The organism is Tessaracoccus lacteus, assembly GCF_029917005.1.
In the GTDB taxonomy this organism is placed as follows: Bacteria; Actinomycetota; Actinomycetes; order Propionibacteriales; family Propionibacteriaceae; genus Arachnia; species Arachnia lactea.
Window position 1 is genome coordinate 1,325,506 of sequence record NZ_CP123967.1, and the last position, 20,713, is coordinate 1,346,218.

Consider the following 20,713-nt stretch of genomic DNA (forward strand, 5'->3'; position numbering starts at 1 on the left):
CTCATCGCACCTCGGGAGCCGTCAGTCGGTGACGTTCTCGTTGCTCACGACAATGGCGACGTTGTGGCCGCCGAAGCCGAAGCTGTTGTTGATCGCGACGAGGTCGCCGGTCGCGGGCAGGGCCCGGTTGGACGTGGCGACGTCGATCGGCAGGTCGGGCTCGATGTTGTCGACGTTGATCGTGCCGGGCACGACGCGGTTCTTCAGCGCCAGCACCGTCGCGACGGTCTCCAGTGCGCCGGCACCGCCGAGGAGGTGACCCGTCATGGACTTGGTCGAGTTGACGACGACGTGCTCGGCATCCGGGCCCAGGGCCTTGCGGATCGAGTGGGCCTCGGTGACGTCGCCCTGCGGCGTCGACGTGCCGTGCGCGTTGATGTGCACGACGTCGGCGGGCGAGATGCCGGCGTCGGCGACGGCGCGACGCATCGCGAGCGCCTGGCCGTAGCCGTCGGGGTCGGGCTGCACGATGTCGTGGCCGTCGGCGGAGATGCCGGAGCCGCGCACGGTCCCGTAGATCTTCGCTCCGCGGGCCTTCGCGGCGTCGAGGCGCTCGAGGACGAGCAGCGCGGCGCCCTCGCCGAGCACGAAGCCGTCGCGGTCGATGTCCCAGGGACGCGACGCGCGCTCGGGCTCGTCGTTGCGCCGCGACAGGGCCTGCATCTGGCCGAAGGCGCCGATCGGCAGCGGGTGGATGACGGCCTCGCCGCCGCCCACCAGGACGGTGTCGGCGCGGCCGAGGCGCAGCATGTCGAGGCCGAGCGAGATCGCCTCGTTCGACGATGCGCAGGCGGAGACGGGGGTGTGGATCCCGGCGCGGGCGCCCAGCCGCAGGCCGAGGTTGGCGGCGGGGGCGTTGGCCATCAGCATGGGGATGGTGAAGGGGGAGACGCGGCGGAGCCCCTTCTCCTTCATGACGTCCCACTGGCCGAGCAGCGTGTGCAGGCCGCCGATGCCGGTGGCCGCGACGACGCCGATGCGGTCGCGGTCGAGCTGGTTGTCCTCGCCGAGCCCGATGCCGGCGTCCGCCCAGGCGGCCAGCCCCGCGACCAGCATCAGCTGCGACGAGCGGTCGAGCTTTCGTGCCTCGACACGGTCGATCACCTCGAGCGGGTCGACCGCGGCCCGTGCGGCGATGCGGGTGGGCAGGGCCTCGGCCCATTCCTCGGTGAGGGAGACGACGCCGGAGCGTCCGGCGAGCAGGGCGTCCCAGGTGCTGGTGACGTCGCCGCCCAGCGGGGTGGTGGCGCCGATGCCGGTGATGACGATCGCGTCGGACATGTCTCTCCTGAACTCATAGCGGCGGGCCGATGGGCCCGGTGTGGGGGAGCGGCGCGGGGCGCCGGTCGGTGGGCGGCGACTGGCCGCCCACCGGTGAGGCGTCAGTTGGAGGCGCGCTCGATGTAGGCGACGGCGTCGCCGACGGTCTTGAGGTTCTTGGAGTCCTCGTCAGGGATCGAGACGCCGAACTTGTCCTCGCAGGCGTAGATGATCTCGACCATCGACAGGGAGTCGACGCCGAGCTCGTCGATGAAGGACTTGTCGAGCTGGACGTCGTCCGCGGCGACGCCGGCGATGTCGTTGACGATCTCGGCGAGGTCGGTGCGGATCTCTTCGGTGCTGGCCATGGTGGTTCCTTTTCTTGTTGGGTCTGTCAGGGATGGACGGTGGTTCAGGGGAGCAGCAGGGTCTGGCCCGCGAAGACCAGCCCGGCGCCGAAGCCGATGATCAGCGCGGAGTCGCCGCTCTTGGCCTGGCCGGATTCGAGGAGCTCCTCCATTGCCAGCGGGATCGACGCCGCAGAAGAGTTGCCCATGCGGATGATGTCGCGGCCGACGGTGACGGTCTCGGGGAGCTTGAGGTGGCGCAGCATCGAATCGGTGATGCGGTTGTTGGCCTGGTGCGGAATGAAGCAGTCAAGCTCGTCGGGGGTGAGGCCGGACGCCTCGAGTGCCTCGACGGCCTTGCCGACGATCGCCGTCGTGGCCCACTTGAAGACCTCACGGCCCTCCATGTGGATCTTGGGGCCCTCGTCGCCGGCGGTGCGCCAGTCATCGATCTCGATGACCTGGTAGGCCTCGGGCTTCGAGCCCCAGACGGTGGGGCCGATGGCCGGGGTGTCGGAGGGACCGACGACGACGGCGCCCGCACCGTCAGAGAACAGGAACGCTGTGGAGCGGTCGCTGAAGTCCGTGTAGCGCGACAGGGTCTCCGCGCCGAGCACGAGCACGTGTGTCGCGGAGCCGGAGCGCACCATCGACTCCGCCAGGGAGACGCCGTAGCAGAAGCCCGCGCAGGCTGCGGAGATGTCGAACGCGGCGGGGGCGTCCATGCCGAGCTTGGCGGCCATGATCGTCGCGAGCGATGGGGTCTGCTGGAAGTGGGACACGGTCGACACGATGATCGCGTCGATATCGGTCGCCTGCAGACCGGCCCGCTCGATGGCCTTCGACGCGGCCTCCAGCGCCAGGGTCTCGACATCCTCGCCCTCGGCGACCCAGCGGCGCTCGGTGATGCCGGTGCGCTGCGTGATCCACTCGTCGGTGGAGTCGATCATGGTGCACATCTCGGCGTTGGTGACCACGCGGCTGCCGCGCGCGGCACCCACGGACATCAGACGCGCGTACTGTGCGCCGGTAGAGCTCTTGAGGGGCACGATGTCACTCGCTTTCGGTGGTGGCGTGGGCAGCGACGAAGGCACGGGCCTCGTCGAGCTGGTCCGGGGTGTCGAGCTGGAAGGTATCGACGCCCTTCAGGTTCCTGGTGGCGATCTTCGCCAGGGTGCCGGCGGGCGCGAGCTCCAGCAGGCCGGTGACGCCCAGGTCGACGAGCGTGGCCATGCAGAGGTCCCAGCGGACCGGGTTCGCGACCTGGTTCACCATCCGCTCGAGCGCGTCCGCGCCGGAGGTGACGACGGCGCCGTCGCGGTTCGACAGCAGCGGCACGGCCGGGTCGTGCGTGGCGACCCCCGCGGCCACCGTGCGCAGGTGCGCGACCGCGGGCTCCATGTGCACGGTGTGGAAGGCGCCGGCGACACTCAGCGGCACGAGCCGGGCCCGGCGGGGCGGGTTCTCGGCGAAGGCGGCGAGCTGCTCGACCGTGCCCGCGGCGACGATCTGGCCCGTGCCGTTGTTGTTGGCGGCGGTCAGGCCGGCGGCCTCGATCGCGGCGAGCACCTCGTCGGCGTTGCCGGACAGTACGGCGGTCATGGAGGTGGGCCTGGCCGCGGAGGCCTCGGCCATCGCGCGGCCACGCTCGCGGACGAGTACCAGGGCGTCGTCGTCGGAGATGGCGCCGGCCAGCGCCATCGCGCCGAGCTCGCCGACCGAGTGGCCGGCGAAGGCACCGACAGCCGAGGTGTCGGAGCCCAGCAGCGCACGGCCGGTGAGCAGCGCGGCTGCGACCAGCAGCGGCTGTGCGACTGCCGTGTCGCGGATGGTGTCGGCGTCGGCCTGCGTGCCGTAGTGCGCGAGGTCCAGTTCGCTGACGGCGCTGAGGGCGGCCAGCTGCGCGGCGAGGGAGTCGTCCTCAAGCCACGGGGCGAGGAAACCGGGAGTCTGGGCGCCCTGACCTGGCGCGACGATGGCTAGCACATTGACTACCTTGCCCCCTCGGACCGGCCGAAGTTGGCTGCGAAACGTTGAAAATGCCGGGCGCGCGTTTGTGGGATCCCCACAAGGGGGTTGCGATGTGGACTCCGGGGACGGGCGTGGGCTTGTGGGGAGCGCTGAAAGCGTCCCGCCGAAGACGGCTCAGTCCTGCAGCCGCCCCAGGGTGATCGCCATCCGCAGGACGAACGCCTCGCGCGCGTCGGCGGGGTTGTAGCCGGTCAGGTCCTGGATGCGCTTGAGGCGGTAGCGCACGGTGTTGGGGTGCACGAACAGGGCGCGCGCGGTGGCCTCCATCGACGATCCGCAGTCGAGGAAGCCGACACAGGTCTCGAGCAGCTCCTTGCTGGCGGCCAGCGACGGGTAGACGTCGCCGGCCAGGATGCGGCGGGCATGTCCGTCTCCGGCGAGGGCCCGTTCCGGCAGCAGGTCGCTGGCGAGCAGTGTGCGGGGCCCCTCTGGCCAGGCCTTCGCCGCCCGGTAGCCGGACGCGGCGGAGCGGGCGGAACGGTGGGCGCCCGCGAGCCCGTCCACGGTGGGGCCGACGACGATCGGGCCGGGCGCGAAGAATTCGGCGAGCTGCCCGACCCGCTCGCAGGTCTCGACGGCGTCGCCGACGCCGGGGCCGCCGAGGATGCAGACCAGCCGGTCACCCTGCGGCGCTGCCAGCACCTCCATGCCCAGCCGGGACGCGCCGCGACGCAGGCCGTCGAGCTGCCTGGTGTCGGGGGCGCCGCCGATCGCGACGACGACCCTCGGGTCGGCCGGCCAGCCCAGTGTCGACGCCCGCGAGAGCACCGACTCGTCCGTCTCTGCCCGCACGACGGCGTCGACGATGGTCGCCTCGATACGGGAGTCCCATGCGCCGCGGGCCTCGGCCGCCTTGGCGTAGATGGCGGCGGCGGCGAACGCCACCTCGCGCGAGTAGTGCACGATGCCCAGTTGGAGCGGCTGCCGGTCGCTGCGGGGGAGCAGATGGGCGATCTGCTCCTCGACGACATCCGTGGTGGTGCGGACCAGGTCGACGGTCTGCGCGAGCGTGATGCGCCTGGCCATGGCGCGCGGCGCCGCGTCGAAGATGGACTCGGGGTCGAACTCCTCGCCGGCGAACCAGGTCACGAAGCCGTCGATGCCGGTGCGGGCCAGCACCCCGATCCAGGAGCGTGACTCTGGGTCGAGTTCGGAGAACCAGACGTGGCGCTCCGTCATGGCCGTCAGAGTCGCGGTGTTCATCTGGGCGGTGGCGGCCGTGAGTCTGCGGAGCATCGCCGAACGGGTGCGCGCGGAGGCGACCAGGGCTGGTGCGGTGCCGGGGCGGGGGTCCATCCCTGCACCCTAGTCCCCGCTCAGCACGCGTCGTGCGGCGGCGATCCACTATCGTGCGGCACGTGGCGCGCAACGTTTTCGTGATCGGTATGGGCCCCGGCGGGTTCGGGCACCTCACGTTGGATGCCGTCGACGCCATGAACAGCGTCGACGTGTTCCTGGTCGCGGACTCCGCCACCGACCAGGCCGACCTGGTGTGGCTCCGTTCGGAGTTGCTGCGTCGGCATGTGCGCCGTCAGCATCGCGTGATCACGGTGCTGGACCGGCCGGACGGCGGCGCCGTCGACGACCTGGATCAGGCGACGCTCGAGACCTATTCCGCCATCATCTCCGGGCTCGACGACGACGCATGCGTCGGGTTCCTCAGCTGGGGCGACCCGGCGCTGTACGACTCGATCCTGCGCATCGTCGACGCGTTGAGCTCGCGGCTGCCGCTGAGCGTCACCGTGATCCCCGGGGTGAGCGCGCCGCAGGTGCTGGCCGCGGCGCATCGCATCCCGCTCAACCGCACCGACGGCAGCGTCTCCTTCGTCAGCGGCCCGCGGCTGCTGAAGGACTTCGATCCGGCCCTCGGGGACGTCGTCGTCCTCAATGACACCGAGCTGGCCTGCCGCGGGCTCGTGGCGGAGTTCCCGGAGATCGAGGTGTTCTGGGGCGCCTACCTGGGCACCCCCGACCAGGTGCTGGCCAACGGGCCGCTCGGTCAGGTGATCGACGACCTGCTGAGGCTGCGGGAGCAGCTTGTCGCGCACCACGGGTGGATCCAGGACACCTATCTACTGAGGGTCCAGTCCTGACCTGTCCACCGCTTCGAGACGGGCCGTCGCGGGGTCCTTGCGGGGTCGACATGTCGGCGACGCGTTCCATAGCACGGTAGGGTGTCGGGAGCGGCAGCACCCCACGGTAAGGCTGCCGATCGTATGCGTGGAGAGGAACCAGAAGTGGCTCAGAACGAGGTCGGCCCGATTCTCAACGGCCTGCCAACCAATCTGCCCGACATCGACCCCGCAGAGACCGCCGAATGGCTGGAGTCCCTGGACGGCGTCATCGAGGCAGGGGGCAGGAACAGGGCCCGCTACGTGATGCTGAAGCTGCTGGAGCGGGCGCGCGAGCGTCAGATCGGCGTGCCTTCACTCACCGGCACCGACTACGTCAACACCATCCCCGCCAGCAAGGAACCGGCGTTCCCCGGCGACGAGACGCTCGAGCGCGGCATCCGTCGGCTGCTCCGCTGGAACGCGGCCATCATGGTGCACCGCGCGCAGCGCCCCGGCGTCGGCGTCGGCGGCCACATCGCCTCGTACGCCTCCTCGGCGACGCTCTACGAGGTGGGCTTCAACCACTTCTTCCGCGGCAAGGACCACCCCGGCGGCGGCGACCAGCTGTTCTTCCAGGGCCACGCGTCGCCCGGCATGTACGCCCGCGCGTTCCTCGAGGGTCGCCTGAGCGAGGACGACCTCGACGGCTTCCGCCAGGAGCACTCGCACTACGCCTCGGACGGGAAGCTGCACGCGCTGCCCAGCTACCCGCACCCGCACCAGATGCCGAACTTCTGGGAGTTCCCGACGGTGTCGATGGGCATCGGCCCGATCAACGCGATCTACCAGGCGCAGTTCAACCGCTACCTGCACAACCGCGGCATCAAGGACACCTCCCAGCAGCGCGTCTGGGCGTTCCTCGGCGACGGCGAGATGGACGAGGTCGAGTCGCGCGGCGCGCTGCAGCTGGCCGCAAACGAGGAGCTCGACAACCTGACCTTCGTCGTCAACTGCAACCTGCAGCGCCTCGACGGGCCGGTCCGCGGCAACGGCAAGATCATCCAGGAGCTGGAGGCGTTCTTCCGCGGCGCCGGCTGGAATGTCATCAAGGTCGTCTGGGGCCGCGGCTGGGATCCGCTGCTGGAGAACGATTCCGACGGCGCGCTGGTCAACCTGATGAACTCCACGACCGACGGCGACTTCCAGACCTACAAGGCCAACGACGGCGAGTTCGTCCGCAAGCACTTCTTCGACCGCGACCCCCGCACCTCCGCGATGGTCAAGGACTGGAGCGACGACGACATCTGGCGTCTGACGCGCGGTGGCCACGACTACAACAAGGTCTTCGCCGCGTACAAGGCCGCCACCGAGTTTACGGGCGCCCCGACCGTGATCCTGGCGCACACCATCAAGGGCTACTTCCTCGGCAAGCACTTCGCGGGCCGCAACGCCACTCACCAGATGAAGAAGCTGGCGCTCGACGACCTCAAGGGATTCCGCGACCGCGTCAACGTGCCCGTCACCGACGAGCAGCTCGAGGCCGACCCGTACCGCCCGCCGTACATCCACCCCGGCCAGGACGATCCCCGCATCCAGTACCTGCAGGAGCGCCGTCGCGAGCTCGGCGGCTACCTGCCGGAGCGTCGGGGTGACCGGAAGTTCATCTCGTTGCCCGGCGAGAAGGCCTACGCGTCGTCGAAGAAGGGATCCGGCAACCAGCAGGTCGCCACGACCATGGCCTTCGTCCGCCTCCTCAAGGACCTGATGCGCGACAAGGAGTTCGCTCCCCGCGTCGTCCCGATCATCCCCGACGAGGCGCGCACGTTCGGCATGGACGCGTTCTTCCCGACCATCAAGATCTACAACCCGCACGGCCAGAACTACACGCCGGTCGATAACGAGCTGTTCCTCAGCTACCGGGAGTCGAAGTCGGGCCAGATCCTGCACACCGGCATCAACGAGGCCGGATCGACCGCCGCATTCACCGCCGCGGCCACGTCGTACGCCACGCACGGCGAGCCGATGGTGCCGATCTACATCTTCTACTCGATGTTCGGCTTCCAGCGCACCGCCGACGCCATCTGGGCCGCCGCCGACCAGCTGTCGCGCGGCTTCCTGATCGGCGCCACCGCCGGCCGTACGACCCTGACGGGCGAGGGCACGCAGCACATGGACGGCCACTCGCCCATCATCGCCTCGACCAACACGGCCGTGGCCAGCTACGACCCGGCCTACGGGTACGAGATCGCGCACATCGTCGCCGACGGCCTGCGCCGCATGTACGGCGAGAAGCCCGAGAGCGTCATGTACTACCTGACGGTCTATAACGAGCCGATCGTCCAGCCGGCCGAGCCTGAGGGCGTCGAGGTCGAGGGCATCCTCAAGGGCATGTACCTGCTGAGGCCCGGCTCCTTCGAGGGCGTCGACGCCAACGCGCGTCGCGCGCAGATCCTCGCCTCCGGAGTCGGCGTCCCGTGGGCGCTCGAGGCCCAGGAGCTCCTGAAGAACGACTTCGGGGTGGTCGCCGACGTGTGGAGTGTCACCTCCTGGGGTGAGCTGCGCCGCGAGGGCCTGAGCCACGACAAGGCCAGGTTCCGCGACCCGTTCGGCCAGATCGAGCCCACCTGGATCGAGAAGAAGCTCGCCGACGCCCCCGGCCCCGTCGTGGCGGTGTCCGACTTCATGCGCGCGGTCCCCGACCAGATCCGCGAATGGGTCCCCGGCGACTACACGACGCTGGGAGCCGACGGATTCGGCTTCTCGGACACCAGGGCGGCCGCCCGCCGCTACTTCAACATCGATGGACCGTCGATCGCGGTCGCGGTGCTGCAGCGCCTGGCCGCCGCGGGCGAGGTTCCGCAGGAGTGGGCGACGCAGGCCGCCGCGAAGTACGAACTGGATGATGTGACCAAGGGGTCGTCCGGCAACGCCGGCGGCGACGCCTGACCTCCAGCCCGGATGCCCGACGGGGCCGGTTCCGAAAAGGCCGGCCCCGTCGGTCGTCCACCGGTCACTAGCGGGGGTCCCCGGTGAAAAGATGCGCACTATCTGGCAATCTTGAGTCCGTGGACAAGGCAGAAAGCAACGACCGCACATCGACCGATGCCCTCGCGGGCGCTGACCTCCTGGGGCTTGCACTCGGTCAGGTCGTCCAGGAGCTCGGGTGGGACGAGGACGTCGACGACGCGCTCCGCGACGACATCATGGACATCATCGACGCCGAGATGATCGAGGAGCCCCTCGAGGCCGTCGACGTCGTGGTGCTCTGGTGGCGCGACGAGGACGGCGACGTGGCGGACGGCCTCGTCGACGCCATGACGGACCTCTCCGGCAATGGCTGGATCTGGCTGCTCACCCCGAAGGTCGGCCGTCCCGGCTTCATCGATCCCGCCTCCATCGCCGAGGGGGTGACCGTCGCCGGGCTCTCGCTGACCAGCACCGCGAACTGCGCCGACGACTGGCAGGCAACCCGCGTCGTTCGCCCCAAGGGCGCGCGTCGGTGACGGCCCGCATCGGGGTCATGACCTCGGGCGGCGACGCCCAGGGGATGAACGCGGCGGTCCGCGCCATCGTGCGCGCGGGCATCCACAAGGGAGCCGAGGTCTTCGCGATCCGCGAAGGCTGGCAGGGGGCCATCGAGGGCGGGGACCACATCGTCCACCTCGGCTGGAGCGACGTCTCCGGCATCCTGAACAAGGGCGGCACCGTCATCGGGACGGCCCGCTCGACCGAGTTCCGCACGCCCGAGGGGCAGCTGAAGGCGGTCGAGAACCTCATCGCCCGTGGCATCGACCGCCTCATCGTCATCGGCGGCGACGGCTCGCTGACGGGCAGCCGGGCGCTGCTGCTCAGGTGGCCCGACTACGTCGCCCAGCTGCTCGAGCAGGGCCGGATCTCCCGGGAGCAGGCCGAGCGTCACCCTCGACTGTTCATCGCCGGCCTGGTCGGATCGATCGACAACGACATGGTCGGGACCGACATGACGATCGGCACCGACTCCGCGATGCACCGGATCACCGAGGCCATCGACGCGATCAGCTCCACCGCGGAGTCGCACCGGCGCACGTTCATCGTCGAGGTCATGGGCCGCCGCTGCGGCTACCTCGCGCTGATGACCGCCATCGCCGGCGGAGCCGACTACACATTCCTTCCGGAGTCCCCGCCCCGCGAGGGCTGGGAGGACCGCATGGTCGAGGTGCTGGGCCGCGGCCGAGCGGCGGGTCGCCGCGACTCGATCATCGTCGTCGCCGAGGGGGCCGCGGACCGCGAAGGCGAGCCCATCACCTCGCAGCGGATCCAGCAGGTCATGAAGGACCGCACGGGCGAGGAGGCCCGGATCACGATCCTCGGGCACGTCCAGCGCGGTGGCACCCCATCGGCCTACGACAGGTGGATGGCGACCGCGTGCGGCGTCGAGGCCGTCGACCAGGTGCTGAGCGCCAAGGCCGACGCAGAGCCGGTGCTCGTCGGCGTCAAGCGCGACCAGGTCTGCGCCCAGCCGCTGCTGAAGGCCGTCGAGGACACCACGAAGGTCGCCGACTTCATCGCATCGGGGGACTACGAGGATGCGGTCAAGGCCCGCGGCGCGGGATTCACCCGGATGATCGACATCTACCGGATCCTGATCGAGTCGACGCCCACGGTCGCCACGTCCGAGCATGCCAAGCGGATCGCGATCATGCACGCTGGCGCGCTGGCGCCCGGCATGAACCAGTTGGCCCGCGTGGCGGTCCGGGCCGGACTCGACCGCGGGTACCACATGATGGCCGTGCAGGGTGGCGTGCCGGGACTCGTGGCGGGCGAGATGCGCGAGGTGCTGTGGTCCGATGTCGAGGGCATGGCCAACACCGGCGGAGCCACGTTCGGCACCCGCCGCTACGTGCCGACCGAGGGCGACCTCTACCAGATGGCCCGCTCGCTCGAGGAGAACGAGATCGACGCGCTGCTGGTGATGGGCGGCCACCACGCCTACGCCACCGTCGACATCATGGAACGCGAGCGTCGCCGCTACCCGGCATTCAACATCCCGATCGCGCTGCTGCCGGCGAGCATCGACAACAACCTGCCGGCCTGGCCCATGGCGGTCGGCTCGGACACGGCACTCAACACGGTCGTCGATGTCATCGACATGGTCCGCATGTCCGCCTCCGCGTCCAAGCGGGCCTTCGTCGTCGAGACCATGGGCCGCGGCTGCGGCTTCCTGCCGCTGGTCGGCGGGCTGGCGGCCGGCGCGGAGAAGGCGTACACCCCCGAGGGCGGCATCACACTGGAGGAACTGACGCAGGACGTCGCGGCCCTGGTCGACTCGTTCGCGAGCGGTCGCTCCTTCTACCTCACCGTGATGGGGGAGGAGACCAGCGAGTTCTACACCAGCGACGTGGTGGCCAAGCTCTTCGAGGCCGAGGGCAGGGGCACGTACTCGGTGCGCCAGGCGGTCATCGGCCACATGCAGCAGGGCGGCACGCCCAGCCCCTTCGACCGCATCAACGCGACGCGGCTCGCCTTCATGGCCATCGCCAACCTCGATTCCCAGCTCTCCGAGGGCAGGAAGGACTATGTCGCGGCGGCCAGCGATGAGCCGGAACTGATGGCTCCCCTCCGCCGGGTGCTCGCGGGGATGGACTGGGACGTGCAGCGACCCCGCGAACAGTGGTGGACGGCACTTCGTCCAGTGTTCGACCAGCTCAGTCGCCGCCCCGGCCAGGAGTAGCGTCCCGTCTCAGTTGCAGCGGGTCAGATCGACGTCGAAGCTCGCCGCGGCCGAACAGATCAGCGCCTCCAGTTGGGCCGCGGCCTGCGTGTCGTCCGCGGCGGTGTCAGGCACGCTGGCGCGCAGCACCAGCGTGTGGGCGTCCGCGTCCCGGCGGAGGATCGTGAACGTGACCGTGCCGGGCTGTTCGTCGGAGGTCCGCTCGCCCCGGAAGCCGCAGCTGTAGCCCTCGCCCCCCGGCGCGACGGGGACGGTGAACGCCGTCGTCTGCGCCGGATCCGTGTAGTTCGACTCCAGTTCAGTCACCAGCAGGCCGCATGCCGTCGACAGGTCCCCGTCAACCGACGTGAGGGTCACGGCCTGCACGCGCACGCCGGTCCCGCCCTGTTCCAGCCGCACGAGCCGGCGGTCGTCCTGTACCTGCTCGTCGGCGTACACGTCCCAGCCCTCGGGGACCTGCAGCGTCGCGTCGTCCAGCGGGAGAGGGCTCGTCACGGCAGAGGGGCTCGGTGCCGGCGAAGCCGGTGTGGTGGGCGAGGCAGGGCGCGACGCAGTGGCCGTAGGGCCAGAGGAGCCGGGTAACCAGAACGCCGCGACCAGCGCTGCGGCAAGCAGCACACCCAGAGCGGCGAGCGGGACCCAGAACCGACGCGGGGACGGGTCCGGCGCGATGCCTCGTCGTGCCCCGCCGCGAGCGGACGGCTCTGAGGAGGCGGCCGGGCTGGCGGCGCCCCGGCGGGCCACCGTGGCGGGGGGCGCGTCCGCATCGGGTTCGTGGTCGTCGGCGGGAAGGCCGCGCCTGCCGAGCGTCTCGCCCATGGCCGCCTCCTTCAGCTCAGGTGTTCAAGCTTGCCATACGGGCGCCGGGCCGGGCGTGTCGGCACGGTCTGGGCGCCCCGACCCGTAGGCTCATCGCATGAAGGTCTCCCCGCCCACACCCTCGTCGGTCGCAGGCGGCCGGATTCTGGTGACGCTCGCCGCCGTGGTGTGGCTGCTCGGCACCGCCGTCGGAACCGGGATCCTCGGAGAGGGCGGTGTCGAGTCTCAGGCGGGAGGTCTGCTGTCGGACCACGCCACGCTCATTGCTCCCCACGGACCCGCATTCTCAGTGTGGCTCGTCATCTACGTCGGCATGGCCGGCTATGTCGTGTGGCAGTGGCTGCCACGTGCCACGACGTCGGTCTGGGCGTCGGCCACGCGCGTGCCCGCGGCCATCGCGCTGGCGCTGAACGGCATCTGGCTGCAGGCGGCCTTCGCGGGCCTGCTGGGGGTCTCGGTGCTCGTGATGGCCGGAATCCTCGTGTCGCTGTGCTGGATCGTGGCCATCGGCAAGCAGCTGCCGAAGGAGGGCCGCCAGGAGCTGGTGTGGGTGCAGGTGACCTGCGGGCTGTACCTCGGCTGGATCTGCGTGGCGACCGTGGCGAATGTCGCTGCCTGGCTGGTGGACCTCGGGGTCCCGCCGACGGGGGAGAACGCCGTCGGGCTGACGGTGGTGATGCTGCTGGTGGTCGTGGTGCTGGCGGCCGTCGTGTTGCGGTCGACCACCATGGTGGGCTTCCAGATCGGCTTCACGTGCACCGTCGCCTGGGGCCTCGCCTGGGTGGGTGTGGCACGGCTCACTGGGCAACTCATCAGCGCGCCCGTCGGGTGGGCGGCGGTGACCGCCGCGGGCCTCGTGCTCGTCGTCGGCACCATTCGCGTCGTCCAGCGCCTGGGGTCGGCCAAGGCACGCCCCGCCCAGCGGAGCGTGCCTCAGGGCTGAGGAGCCTCGGGCGCGTCGGGCACCCGAGGCCCGGTGCTCGTGCGCACCACGAGTGAGGTGGGGATCACCGCCGTGAACCGGTCCAGCCCCGGCGATGCGATGCGCTGGGCTGCCCGCGTCGTCGCCGCCCGGGCCAACGCCACGGGATCCTGCCGGATGCTGGTCAACTGCCGGTAGGAGAGGCTGGCCGTCTCGGAGTCGTCGATGCCCACGATGGAGACGTCGACTGGGACCCGCACGCCTGCCCGGGTCAGGACGTCCTGCATCCCGGCGGCTGCCGCATCGTTGAAGCACACGACCGCCGTCGGCAGCCCCTCGCGGGCCAGCAGCGTGCGCGCGGCCTCGGCCCCTCCCTCGATCCTCGATCCGCCCGCGACGACGTCTGGTGCCAGGCCGAGGTCATCCATGGCGCCGAGGTAGCCCGCCAGCCGCTCGGGATTGCCTCCGGACTCGGCCGACTGCGCGAAGGCGATCCGGGTGTGCCCCAGCGACGCGAGGTGCGCGACGGCCGCGCCGAGGCCGCCGGCGTCGTCGGAGACCACAGTGTCGACGCCGACCGCCTCGACGGTGCGGGCCACCGCCACGACGGGGATCCTGCGCGCCGTGGCCTCGAGGACGGCCCGGTCGAGACGGGAGCCGAGCGTGATGACCGCGCCGCAGCGCTGGCCGACGAGCGAGGCAACTGCGCGCTCCTCGTCGTGGCCTGGCGTGACCGCGGACAGGATCACCGGGTGGTCCGCCCTCCGGGCCGATTCGTAGATGGCGTCGATGAGGGCGGCGTGGAACGGCTGATCGGGCTGGAACGCGACGCCGATGGCGGCATTTCCCTGCCGCCTCAGGGCCTGGGCCCTGGCGTCCGGCACGTACCCGAGCCGCGCCGCGACCTGCTTGACGTGGGCGCGGGTGCGCTCGCTCGCGCCGGGGGCCCCGCGCATGATGATCGACACCAGGGCGCGCGAGACGCCCGCCTCCCGCGCCACGTCCAGCATGGTGGGGTTCCGTCCGGCGTCGGTCACGGGATCCATGGAACCACCCTACCGGCTCCTGTTGACACGATCTAGTGGATCGATCTAGTGTCGAGTCGTCGACCACTGCAAGGGAGCAGCCAATGGTGGAGGAAGCCGTCCGTATCGGACTCGTCGGTGTGGGCAGGATCGGCCGCAATCACGCGGAGATCCTTGCCCGCCACACACCGGGTGCCGTTCTGCAGGCGATCGCGGACCCGGATGCGTCGGCTGTGGCCGATGTGGCCGAGGCGCTGCGGGTGCCGCAGACCTGCTCGTCCTTGGCGGAGCTGCTGTCCTCGGGGGTGGACGGTGTGGTCATCGCCGCTGCGTCCACGTCGCACGCCGAACTCATCGTTTCGGCGGCTGCCGCCGGGGTACCCGTCTTCTGTGAGAAGCCCGCAGGCATGTCGCTGGCGGAACTGGACAGGGCCGCAGGGGCTGTCGATGGCTCAGGGGTGGTGTGCCAGGTCGGCTTCAACAGGCGCTTCGCACCGGGGTTTGCCGCGGCCCGCCGCGCCGTCGACGAGGGTCGGCTCGGCTCGGTGCAGTTGCTGCGGTCCACCACCCGCGATCCGCGGCTGCATGATCCCTCCGTCGTGCCGCCGTGGACCATCTTCACCCAGACCCTCATCCATGACTTCGACACGCTCAACTGGCTCAACCCCGGCGCCAGGGCTGTCCGCGTCTATGCTCAGGCCGATGCTCTGATCCGGCCGGACTTCCGCGGCGCAGGCCTGTTGGACACGGCGCTCGTCACCGTCGCGTTCGACAACGGTGCCCTCGCGGTGGCGGACGCTTCGTTCCAGGCGGCCTACGGCTACGACGTGCGTGCAGAGGTCTTCGGCTCCGGAGGGCTCGCGACAGCGGGACACGTGCGACGCACCGACCTCACCCTGTTCGGGGCCGACGGCATCTCCGTCGAGACCTCCCGCAGCGACACCGATCTTCTGCAGGACTCGTACCGCGCGGAGTTCTCGGCCTTCGTCGAGGCCGTCCGGACGGGTGTCGCCCAGGGCCCGACCCTCCACGACGCGCGCGCCGCCTTCGCCGTCGCCCAGGCCTGTATCGACTCCATCACCACCTCCCTTCCCGTCCACCTCTGACCAGGAGCCCTCCATGAGCACACCGTTCGTCCTCGCCGTCAGCGCCGAGACCATTCACACCGACCAGCCGTACACCGAGCGGCTGCGACGCATCGGTGCCCGCGGACTGGAGGCGGAGATCTGGGACTGGACGACCAAGGACATGCCGGCCCTGGCGGCCGTCGGCACGCCGATCACCTCGATGACCGGCTACATCCGCGGCGAACTTATCGACCCGGCAGGCGCGGACGAGCTGCTGCGGACCGCGGAGGAGTCCGCCCGGGCGGCCGAGATCATCGACTGCCCGCGCCTCAATGTCCACGGGACGGGCCTTGACGCGCAGGGACTGCCCGTGCGGCCGGGCGAGGCCACCGGTGGGGCCGACTGGCTGGCGGCGGCCAGGACGCTGGAGCGACTGGCCCGGCTGGGGGAGCGCGCCGGCCGGGTGTTCACGCTCGAGAACCTCAACCTGGCTGTCGACCATCCGGGCACGCCGTTCGCCCGCGCCCGGGACACCCTCGCGCTGGTCAGGGCGATCGACCACCCGAACCTCCGGCTCAACCTGGACCTCTACCACGCCCAGATCGGGGAGGGGAACCTCATCGAGCTGTGCGAGGAGGCGCTGCCGTGGGTCGGCGAGATCCAGGTCGCCGACGTGCCCGGGCGGATGGAGCCCGGCACCGGTGAGGTCAACTATCCCGCGGTGGCGTCGGCGCTGGCCCGGTTCGGCTACCGCGGCACCGTCGGGCTGGAGGCTTTCGCCTCCGGTGATGCCGAAGTGGCGGTCGACCGGTTCGTGGCGGCGTTCAGCCTTCCTGACTGACCGGCGGGTGCGTTTCAATGGGGCCCATGTCGACGAAAGGACACCCCATGACGAAGCGCTGGGCCCGCAGGGTGGAGGTGGCAACGACCGAAGTCAGCGATGAGAGACTGGGCGGCATCGACGCCTGGTGGCGTGCCGCGAACTACCTCTCGGTCGGCCAGATCTACCTACTGCGCAACCCGCTGCTCCGCGAGCCCCTCTCACGCGACGACGTCAAGCCGCGTCTGCTCGGGCACTGGGGCACCACGCCGGGCCTGAACTTCCTCTACGCCCACCTCAACCGCGTGATCGCAGAGCGCTCGCAGCGGACGATCTACATCGCCGGCCCGGGGCACGGCGGGCCCGGCATGGTCGCCAACTCATACCTCGACGGCACCTACACGGACTTCTACCCCGAGGTCTCGCGCGACGAGCAGGGCCTCCAGTGCCTCTTCAAGCGGTTCTCGTTCCCCGGCGGCATCCCGTCGCACGTCGCCCCGGAGACCCCCGGCTCGATCCACGAGGGGGGCGAACTCGGCTACTCCCTCTCGCACGCCTACGGCGCGGCCTTCGACAACCCCGACCTGCTGGTGTTCGCCGTCGTCGGCGACGGCGAGGCGGAGACGGGCCCGCTGGCCACCAGCTGGCACTCCAACAAGTTCCTCAATCCCGTCACCGACGGCGTCGTGCTGCCGGTGCTGCACCTCAACGGGTTCAAGATCGCCAACCCGACGGTGCTGGCCCGCATCCCGGAGGAGGAGCTCGCCGCGCTGATGGAGGGCTACGGGCACCGCCCGTACATCTTCACCGCCGGCTTCGACGACGAGTCGCACACGTCCATCCACCGTCGCTTCGCGAGCCTGCTGGACGAGGTGCTCGACGAGATCGCGGACATCCGCGGCTCCGCCGCCCAGGTAGACGCGGAGTCGGTCGAGCGGCCGCGGTGGCCCATGATCGTCTTCCGCACGCCGAAGGGCTGGACGGGGCCGAAGACCATCGACGGCAACAAGACCGAGGGCAGTTGGCGGTCGCACCAGGTGCCGCTGGCGAGCGCCCGCGACACGGCCGAGCACCTGCACGACCTCGACGCCTGGCTGAAGTCCTACCGCGCCGACGAGCTCTTCGACGAGGCGGGCCGCCTGCGCGAGGAGATCGCGGAACTCGCGCCCCCCGTCGGGCTGCGGATGGGCGAGCTCCCCGAGGCGAACGGCGGCCTGATCCGCGAGGACCTCCGGCTGCCGGACTTCCGTGACTACGCCGTCGAGGTGCCGACCCCGGGCGGCTCGGTCACCGAGGCCACCCGCCAGCTGGGCACCTGGCTGCGCGACGTCGTGAAGCTCAACCCGGAGCGGTTCCGGGTCTTCGGGCCCGACGAGACGGCCTCGAACCGGCTGCAGAACATCTACGAGGTCTCGGGCAAGCAGTGGCTCGCCGAATACGAGAGCCCGGACGTCGACCAGTTCCTCGTGCGGAAGGGGCAGGTCGTCGAGATGCTCAGCGAGCACCAGTGCCAGGGCTGGCTCGAGGGCTACCTGCTCACCGGCCGGCACGGGCTGATGTCCAGCTACGAGGCGTTCATCCACATCGTCGACTCCATGGTCAACCAGCACGCCAAGTGGCTGAAGGTCACCAACCACATCGAGTGGCGCCGACCGATCTCCAGCCTCAACTACCTGCTCAGCTCGCACGTCTGGCGCCAGGACCACAACGGCTTCTCGCACCAGGACCCCGGCTTCATCGACCACCTCGTCAACAAGAAGGCCGACGTCGTGCGCGTGTACCTGCCCGCCGACACCAACACGCTGCTCAGCACCTTCGATCACTGCCTGCGCAGCAAGCAGTACATCAACGTCGTCGTGGCGGGCAAGCAGCCCAACCCGAACTGGCTGACGATGGAGGAGGCTGTCAAGCACTGCGCCAGGGGGCTGGGGATCTGGGACTGGGCCGGCACGGAGGAGGTCGGCACCGATCCGGACGTCGTGCTGGCCGCGGCCGGAGACATCCCGACGATCGAGGTGCTCGCCGCAGCCGACATCCTCCGTCGCGAGGTGCCCGACCTGCGGGTCCGCGTGGTCAACGTCGTGGACCTGATGCGGCTGCAGGACGACTCCGAGCACCCGCACGGCCTCACGCAGCGGGACTTCGACACCATCTTCACCACCGCCAGCCCGGTCGTCTTCGCCTACCACGGCTACCCGTGGCTCATCCACCGCCTCACCTACCGCCGCAACGGGCACGCCAATATCCACGTGCGCGGCTACAAGGAGGAGGGGACCACCACCACGCCGTTCGACATGGTGATGCTCAACGACCTCGACCGCTTCCACCTCGTGATGGACGTGATCGACCGCGTGGAGGGCCTCGGCGCCCGGTACGCCGGGCTGCGCCAGAAGATGGTCGACGCCCGCCTGGACGCCAGGGCGTACGCCCGCAAGTTCGGCGAGGACGTGCCCGAGGTGCGCGACTGGGTGTGGCCCGACGCGAAGGGTGCCGTCGAGGACTCGGCGGCGGCCACCGTCGCGACAGGTGGAGACAACGAGTAGCGCCGGGGCCGATGTCGGTGGGTGGTCAGTCCCGCATGAAGCGCAACCGCTTCCTGGTGCCTGGGCTGGAGACTTGACACAGATACCCCCAGGGGTATTATTCACTTCATGAGTGAAGTTGGTCGCCGCAGGCGGATCGTTGTTGTCGGGGGAGTGGCCGGAGGGATGAGTTGTGCCGCGCGGGCGCGGCGCCTCGATGAGGAGGCCGAGATCGTCGTCCTCGAGCGGGGCGAGCACGTCTCCTTCGCCAACTGTGGGCTGCCCTATCACGTCGGCGGTGAGATCCCCGAGGAGAGCAGTCTGCTCGTTCAGACGCCCGCCTCGCTGCGGGCGGCGCTCGCGCTCGACGTGCGGCCCGGCCACGACGTCACCGCCCTCGACGTGGCGCGCCGCCGCGTCACGGTCGCGTCGGCCGACGGCGTGGAGGAGCTTTCCTACGACGCGCTCGTCCTGTCGCCGGGCGCGCGGGCATTCCGACCCGACATCGCGGGCATCGACTCGCCGCGCGTGCGGACCCTGCGCACGGTCGACGACGCCGTCGCGCTCAAGGGGCGCGTCGACGGGGGTGCCGGGCGGGCCGTGGTGCTGGGCGCCGGGTTCATCGGCCTCGAGGCCGCTGAGGCCCTCGCTCACCGCGGGCTGCGGGTCAGCGTCGTCGAGCTCGCCGACCACGTCCTCCCGCCCCTCGAGACGGAGCTCGCGCACCTGGTGGAGCGCGAACTGACCGACCTCGGCGTGGAGCTGCGCACGGGCGTCGCCGCGGCGGCGATCGAACCCGGGCCCGGCCACGACGTGGTCGTCCTCGCCGACGGCACGCGCATCGACGCCGACCTGATCGTGCTCTCGGTGGGCGTGCGCCCCGACACCGAGGTCTTCGAGGCGGCGGGCATCGCATGTGACCGCGGCGCGATCCTGGTGGACGACCACGGCCGTACGTCGGCCGAGGGCGTCTGGGCCGTCGGTGACGCGACCGCCACCACCGACCCGACGACGGGGCTGACCCGGCCTGTCCCACTCGCCGGCCCCGCCAACAGGGCGGGTCGCCTCGTTGCAGACGACATCATCCGCCCGGAGCTCGCCAGGCCGATCCCGCGGCCGCTCGGCACCGCGATCGTGAGGGTCGGGTCACTGACCGCCGCAATCACCGGGGCCAACGCGGCGACGCTGCGGGCGGCCGGAATCCCGCACGTCACCCTGCACCTGCACCCGAACCAGCACGCCGGCTACTTCCCCGGCGCGACCCAGGTCCACCTCGTCGTCCACATCTCGGAGGGCGACGGCCTCCTGCTCGGCGCCCAGGCCGTCGGGCTCGACGGCGTGGACAAGCGCATCGACGTGCTCGCCACCGCAATCCGCTCCGGGATGGCCGTCGGCGACCTGATCGACCTCGATCTCGCGTACGCCCCGCCCTATGGCCAGGCCAAGGACCCTGTGAACCTCGCGGGCATGGTGGGCAGCAACGTCCTGGATGGCACGCTGCGCCTCTGGTACGCCGACCAGCTCGACGACATCGCGTCGTCGTCGCTCGTGCTCGACGCGCGCAGCGCGGCCGAGTACGCGACGGGGCACGTGCCTGGATCGCTGAACATCCCCCACACCGAGCTGAGGGGGCGGCTGGACGAGGTCCGGGCGGCCGCCGATGGGCGACCGGTCCGGGTGCTGTGCGCCTCGGGAGTCCGCTCCGCCATCGCCCACCGCGTGCTGACTCAGGCTGGCTTCGACTCCGCGTCACTGTCCGGCGGGATGCTCACCCTGCGGGGACTGCTTGGACGTCGGGCCGACGAGGTGCTCGCCCGGTCCGTCCCCGTGGCCTGACCGAAGAGAGGAACCGACATGACTCCCGATCACACCAGCCAGCGCCGCATCGTCAACCGGCTGCGACGCGCCCGCGGCCAGCTCAACGCCGTCATCGACGCCGTGGAGGAGGGCGGCTCGTGCCGCGACGTCGTCACGCAGCTCGCAGCCGTCTCGTCGGCCCTCGACAAGGCCGGCTTCGCGATCATCGCCAGCGCCATGAAGAACTGCCTCGACGACCCCGAGGGTGTCACCGAGGACGGCATCACCGCCGAGGAGCTGGAGAAGCTCTTCCTCACCCTCGCCTGAACCGATATCACC

General features: G+C 70.5%; 17 protein-coding genes. 10 read left to right on the forward strand and 7 right to left on the reverse strand.

Annotated elements, in window-relative coordinates; genetic code table 11:
* Positions 1-21: 21 nt before the first annotated feature.
* From QH948_RS05970 to QH948_RS05990, 5 genes are all read right to left on the reverse strand, one after another.
* On the reverse strand, positions 22-1,281 hold the full coding sequence (locus QH948_RS05970; protein ID WP_281145934.1) for a beta-ketoacyl-[acyl-carrier-protein] synthase family protein: 1,260 nt from the start codon (positions 1,279-1,281) through the stop codon (positions 22-24).
* Between the two features lie 101 nt (positions 1,282-1,382).
* Positions 1,383-1,628, reverse strand: coding sequence for an acyl carrier protein (locus QH948_RS05975; protein WP_281145935.1), 246 nt, complete (start codon positions 1,626-1,628; stop codon positions 1,383-1,385).
* 44 nt (positions 1,629-1,672) lie between these two features.
* Positions 1,673-2,659 (reverse strand): beta-ketoacyl-ACP synthase III, encoded by a 987-nt coding sequence (locus QH948_RS05980; RefSeq protein ID WP_438874135.1) that lies wholly within the window; start codon positions 2,657-2,659, stop codon positions 1,673-1,675.
* A 1-nt stretch (position 2,660) separates the two neighbouring features.
* The gene (locus QH948_RS05985) at positions 2,661-3,593 is read right to left on the reverse strand and encodes an ACP S-malonyltransferase (protein WP_281145937.1); all 933 of its coding nucleotides are present in this window, start codon (positions 3,591-3,593) and stop codon (positions 2,661-2,663) included.
* Positions 3,594-3,752: 159 nt separating this feature from the next.
* Positions 3,753-4,934 carry a PucR family transcriptional regulator gene (locus QH948_RS05990; RefSeq protein WP_219080017.1) on the reverse strand — a complete coding sequence of 394 codons (1,182 nt, stop codon included), beginning with the start codon at positions 4,932-4,934 and terminating at the stop codon, positions 3,753-3,755.
* A 62-nt stretch (positions 4,935-4,996) separates the two neighbouring features.
* Between QH948_RS05990 and cobF the strand changes: the two genes are divergently transcribed.
* From cobF to QH948_RS06010, 4 genes are all read left to right on the forward strand, one after another.
* Positions 4,997-5,731, forward strand: coding sequence for a precorrin-6A synthase (deacetylating) (gene cobF, locus QH948_RS05995; RefSeq protein WP_281145938.1), 735 nt, complete (start codon positions 4,997-4,999; stop codon positions 5,729-5,731).
* Positions 5,732-5,854: 123 nt separating this feature from the next.
* Positions 5,855-8,638: a pyruvate dehydrogenase (acetyl-transferring), homodimeric type gene (aceE, locus tag QH948_RS06000; RefSeq protein WP_281145939.1), complete on the forward strand. Its 2,784-nt coding sequence runs from the start codon at positions 5,855-5,857 to the stop codon at positions 8,636-8,638.
* 119 nt (positions 8,639-8,757) lie between these two features.
* The gene (locus tag QH948_RS06005; RefSeq protein ID WP_438874126.1) at positions 8,758-9,195 is read left to right on the forward strand and encodes a DUF3052 domain-containing protein; all 438 of its coding nucleotides are present in this window, start codon (positions 8,758-8,760) and stop codon (positions 9,193-9,195) included.
* Between the two features lie 17 nt (positions 9,196-9,212).
* Positions 9,213-11,402 (forward strand): 6-phosphofructokinase, encoded by a 2,190-nt coding sequence (locus QH948_RS06010; protein ID WP_281146151.1) that lies wholly within the window; start codon positions 9,213-9,215, stop codon positions 11,400-11,402.
* A 9-nt stretch (positions 11,403-11,411) separates the two neighbouring features.
* Here QH948_RS06010 and QH948_RS06015 read toward each other — a convergent pair whose 3' ends face one another.
* Positions 11,412-12,221, reverse strand: coding sequence for a hypothetical protein (locus QH948_RS06015; RefSeq protein ID WP_281145940.1), 810 nt, complete (start codon positions 12,219-12,221; stop codon positions 11,412-11,414).
* Between the two features lie 97 nt (positions 12,222-12,318).
* Between QH948_RS06015 and QH948_RS06020 the strand changes: the two genes are divergently transcribed.
* Positions 12,319-13,164, forward strand: a complete 846-nt coding sequence (locus QH948_RS06020) for a TspO-related membrane protein (RefSeq protein ID WP_281145941.1) — start codon at positions 12,319-12,321, stop codon at positions 13,162-13,164.
* Here QH948_RS06020 and QH948_RS06025 read toward each other — a convergent pair.
* Complete coding sequence (locus QH948_RS06025) at positions 13,155-14,189, reverse strand: LacI family DNA-binding transcriptional regulator (protein ID WP_281145942.1); 1,035 nt, start codon at positions 14,187-14,189, stop codon at positions 13,155-13,157. The genes QH948_RS06020 and QH948_RS06025 overlap by 10 nt on opposite strands.
* An 83-nt stretch (positions 14,190-14,272) precedes the next feature.
* On the opposite strand from QH948_RS06025, the gene QH948_RS06030 reads away from it, so the two are divergent.
* The 5 genes from QH948_RS06030 to QH948_RS06050 all read left to right on the forward strand — a co-directional run bounded on the left by QH948_RS06030 (position 14,273) and on the right by QH948_RS06050 (position 20,701).
* Complete coding sequence (locus QH948_RS06030) at positions 14,273-15,274, forward strand: Gfo/Idh/MocA family oxidoreductase (RefSeq protein WP_281145943.1); 1,002 nt, start codon at positions 14,273-14,275, stop codon at positions 15,272-15,274.
* Between the two features lie 13 nt (positions 15,275-15,287).
* Positions 15,288-16,076, forward strand: a complete 789-nt coding sequence (locus QH948_RS06035; protein ID WP_281145944.1) for a TIM barrel protein — start codon at positions 15,288-15,290, stop codon at positions 16,074-16,076.
* A 47-nt stretch (positions 16,077-16,123) separates the two neighbouring features.
* Positions 16,124-18,598 carry a phosphoketolase family protein gene (locus QH948_RS06040; RefSeq protein ID WP_281145945.1) on the forward strand — a complete coding sequence of 825 codons (2,475 nt, stop codon included), beginning with the start codon at positions 16,124-16,126 and terminating at the stop codon, positions 18,596-18,598.
* 108 nt (positions 18,599-18,706) lie between these two features.
* Positions 18,707-20,413 carry an FAD-dependent oxidoreductase gene (locus QH948_RS06045; protein ID WP_281145946.1) on the forward strand — a complete coding sequence of 569 codons (1,707 nt, stop codon included), beginning with the start codon at positions 18,707-18,709 and terminating at the stop codon, positions 20,411-20,413.
* An 18-nt stretch (positions 20,414-20,431) separates the two neighbouring features.
* Positions 20,432-20,701 carry a metal-sensitive transcriptional regulator gene (locus tag QH948_RS06050; protein WP_281145947.1) on the forward strand — a complete coding sequence of 90 codons (270 nt, stop codon included), beginning with the start codon at positions 20,432-20,434 and terminating at the stop codon, positions 20,699-20,701.
* The last annotated feature ends 12 nt before the right edge of the window (positions 20,702-20,713 follow it).

Bases quoted from the DNA above. Each gene is read 5' to 3' on its own strand.
- QH948_RS05970 (WP_281145934.1), bottom strand. From the start codon at position 1,281: ATGTCCGACGCGATCGTCATCACCGGCATCGGCGCCACCACCCCGCTG.
- QH948_RS05975 (WP_281145935.1), bottom strand. From the start codon at position 1,628: ATGGCCAGCACCGAAGAGATCCGCACCGACCTCGCCGAGATCGTCAAC.
- QH948_RS05990 (WP_219080017.1), bottom strand. From the start codon at position 4,934: ATGGACCCCCGCCCCGGCACCGCACCAGCCCTGGTCGCCTCCGCGCGC.
- aceE (WP_281145939.1), top strand. From the start codon at position 5,855: ATGCGTGGAGAGGAACCAGAAGTGGCTCAGAACGAGGTCGGCCCGATT.
- QH948_RS06010 (WP_281146151.1), top strand. From the start codon at position 9,213: ATGACCTCGGGCGGCGACGCCCAGGGGATGAACGCGGCGGTCCGCGCC.
- QH948_RS06015 (WP_281145940.1), bottom strand. From the start codon at position 12,221: ATGGGCGAGACGCTCGGCAGGCGCGGCCTTCCCGCCGACGACCACGAA.
- QH948_RS06020 (WP_281145941.1), top strand. From the start codon at position 12,319: ATGAAGGTCTCCCCGCCCACACCCTCGTCGGTCGCAGGCGGCCGGATT.
- QH948_RS06025 (WP_281145942.1), bottom strand. From the start codon at position 14,189: ATGGATCCCGTGACCGACGCCGGACGGAACCCCACCATGCTGGACGTG.
- QH948_RS06030 (WP_281145943.1), top strand. From the start codon at position 14,273: ATGGTGGAGGAAGCCGTCCGTATCGGACTCGTCGGTGTGGGCAGGATC.
- QH948_RS06035 (WP_281145944.1), top strand. From the start codon at position 15,288: ATGAGCACACCGTTCGTCCTCGCCGTCAGCGCCGAGACCATTCACACC.
- QH948_RS06040 (WP_281145945.1), top strand. From the start codon at position 16,124: ATGACGAAGCGCTGGGCCCGCAGGGTGGAGGTGGCAACGACCGAAGTC.
- QH948_RS06045 (WP_281145946.1), top strand. From the start codon at position 18,707: ATGAGTGAAGTTGGTCGCCGCAGGCGGATCGTTGTTGTCGGGGGAGTG.
- QH948_RS06050 (WP_281145947.1), top strand. From the start codon at position 20,432: ATGACTCCCGATCACACCAGCCAGCGCCGCATCGTCAACCGGCTGCGA.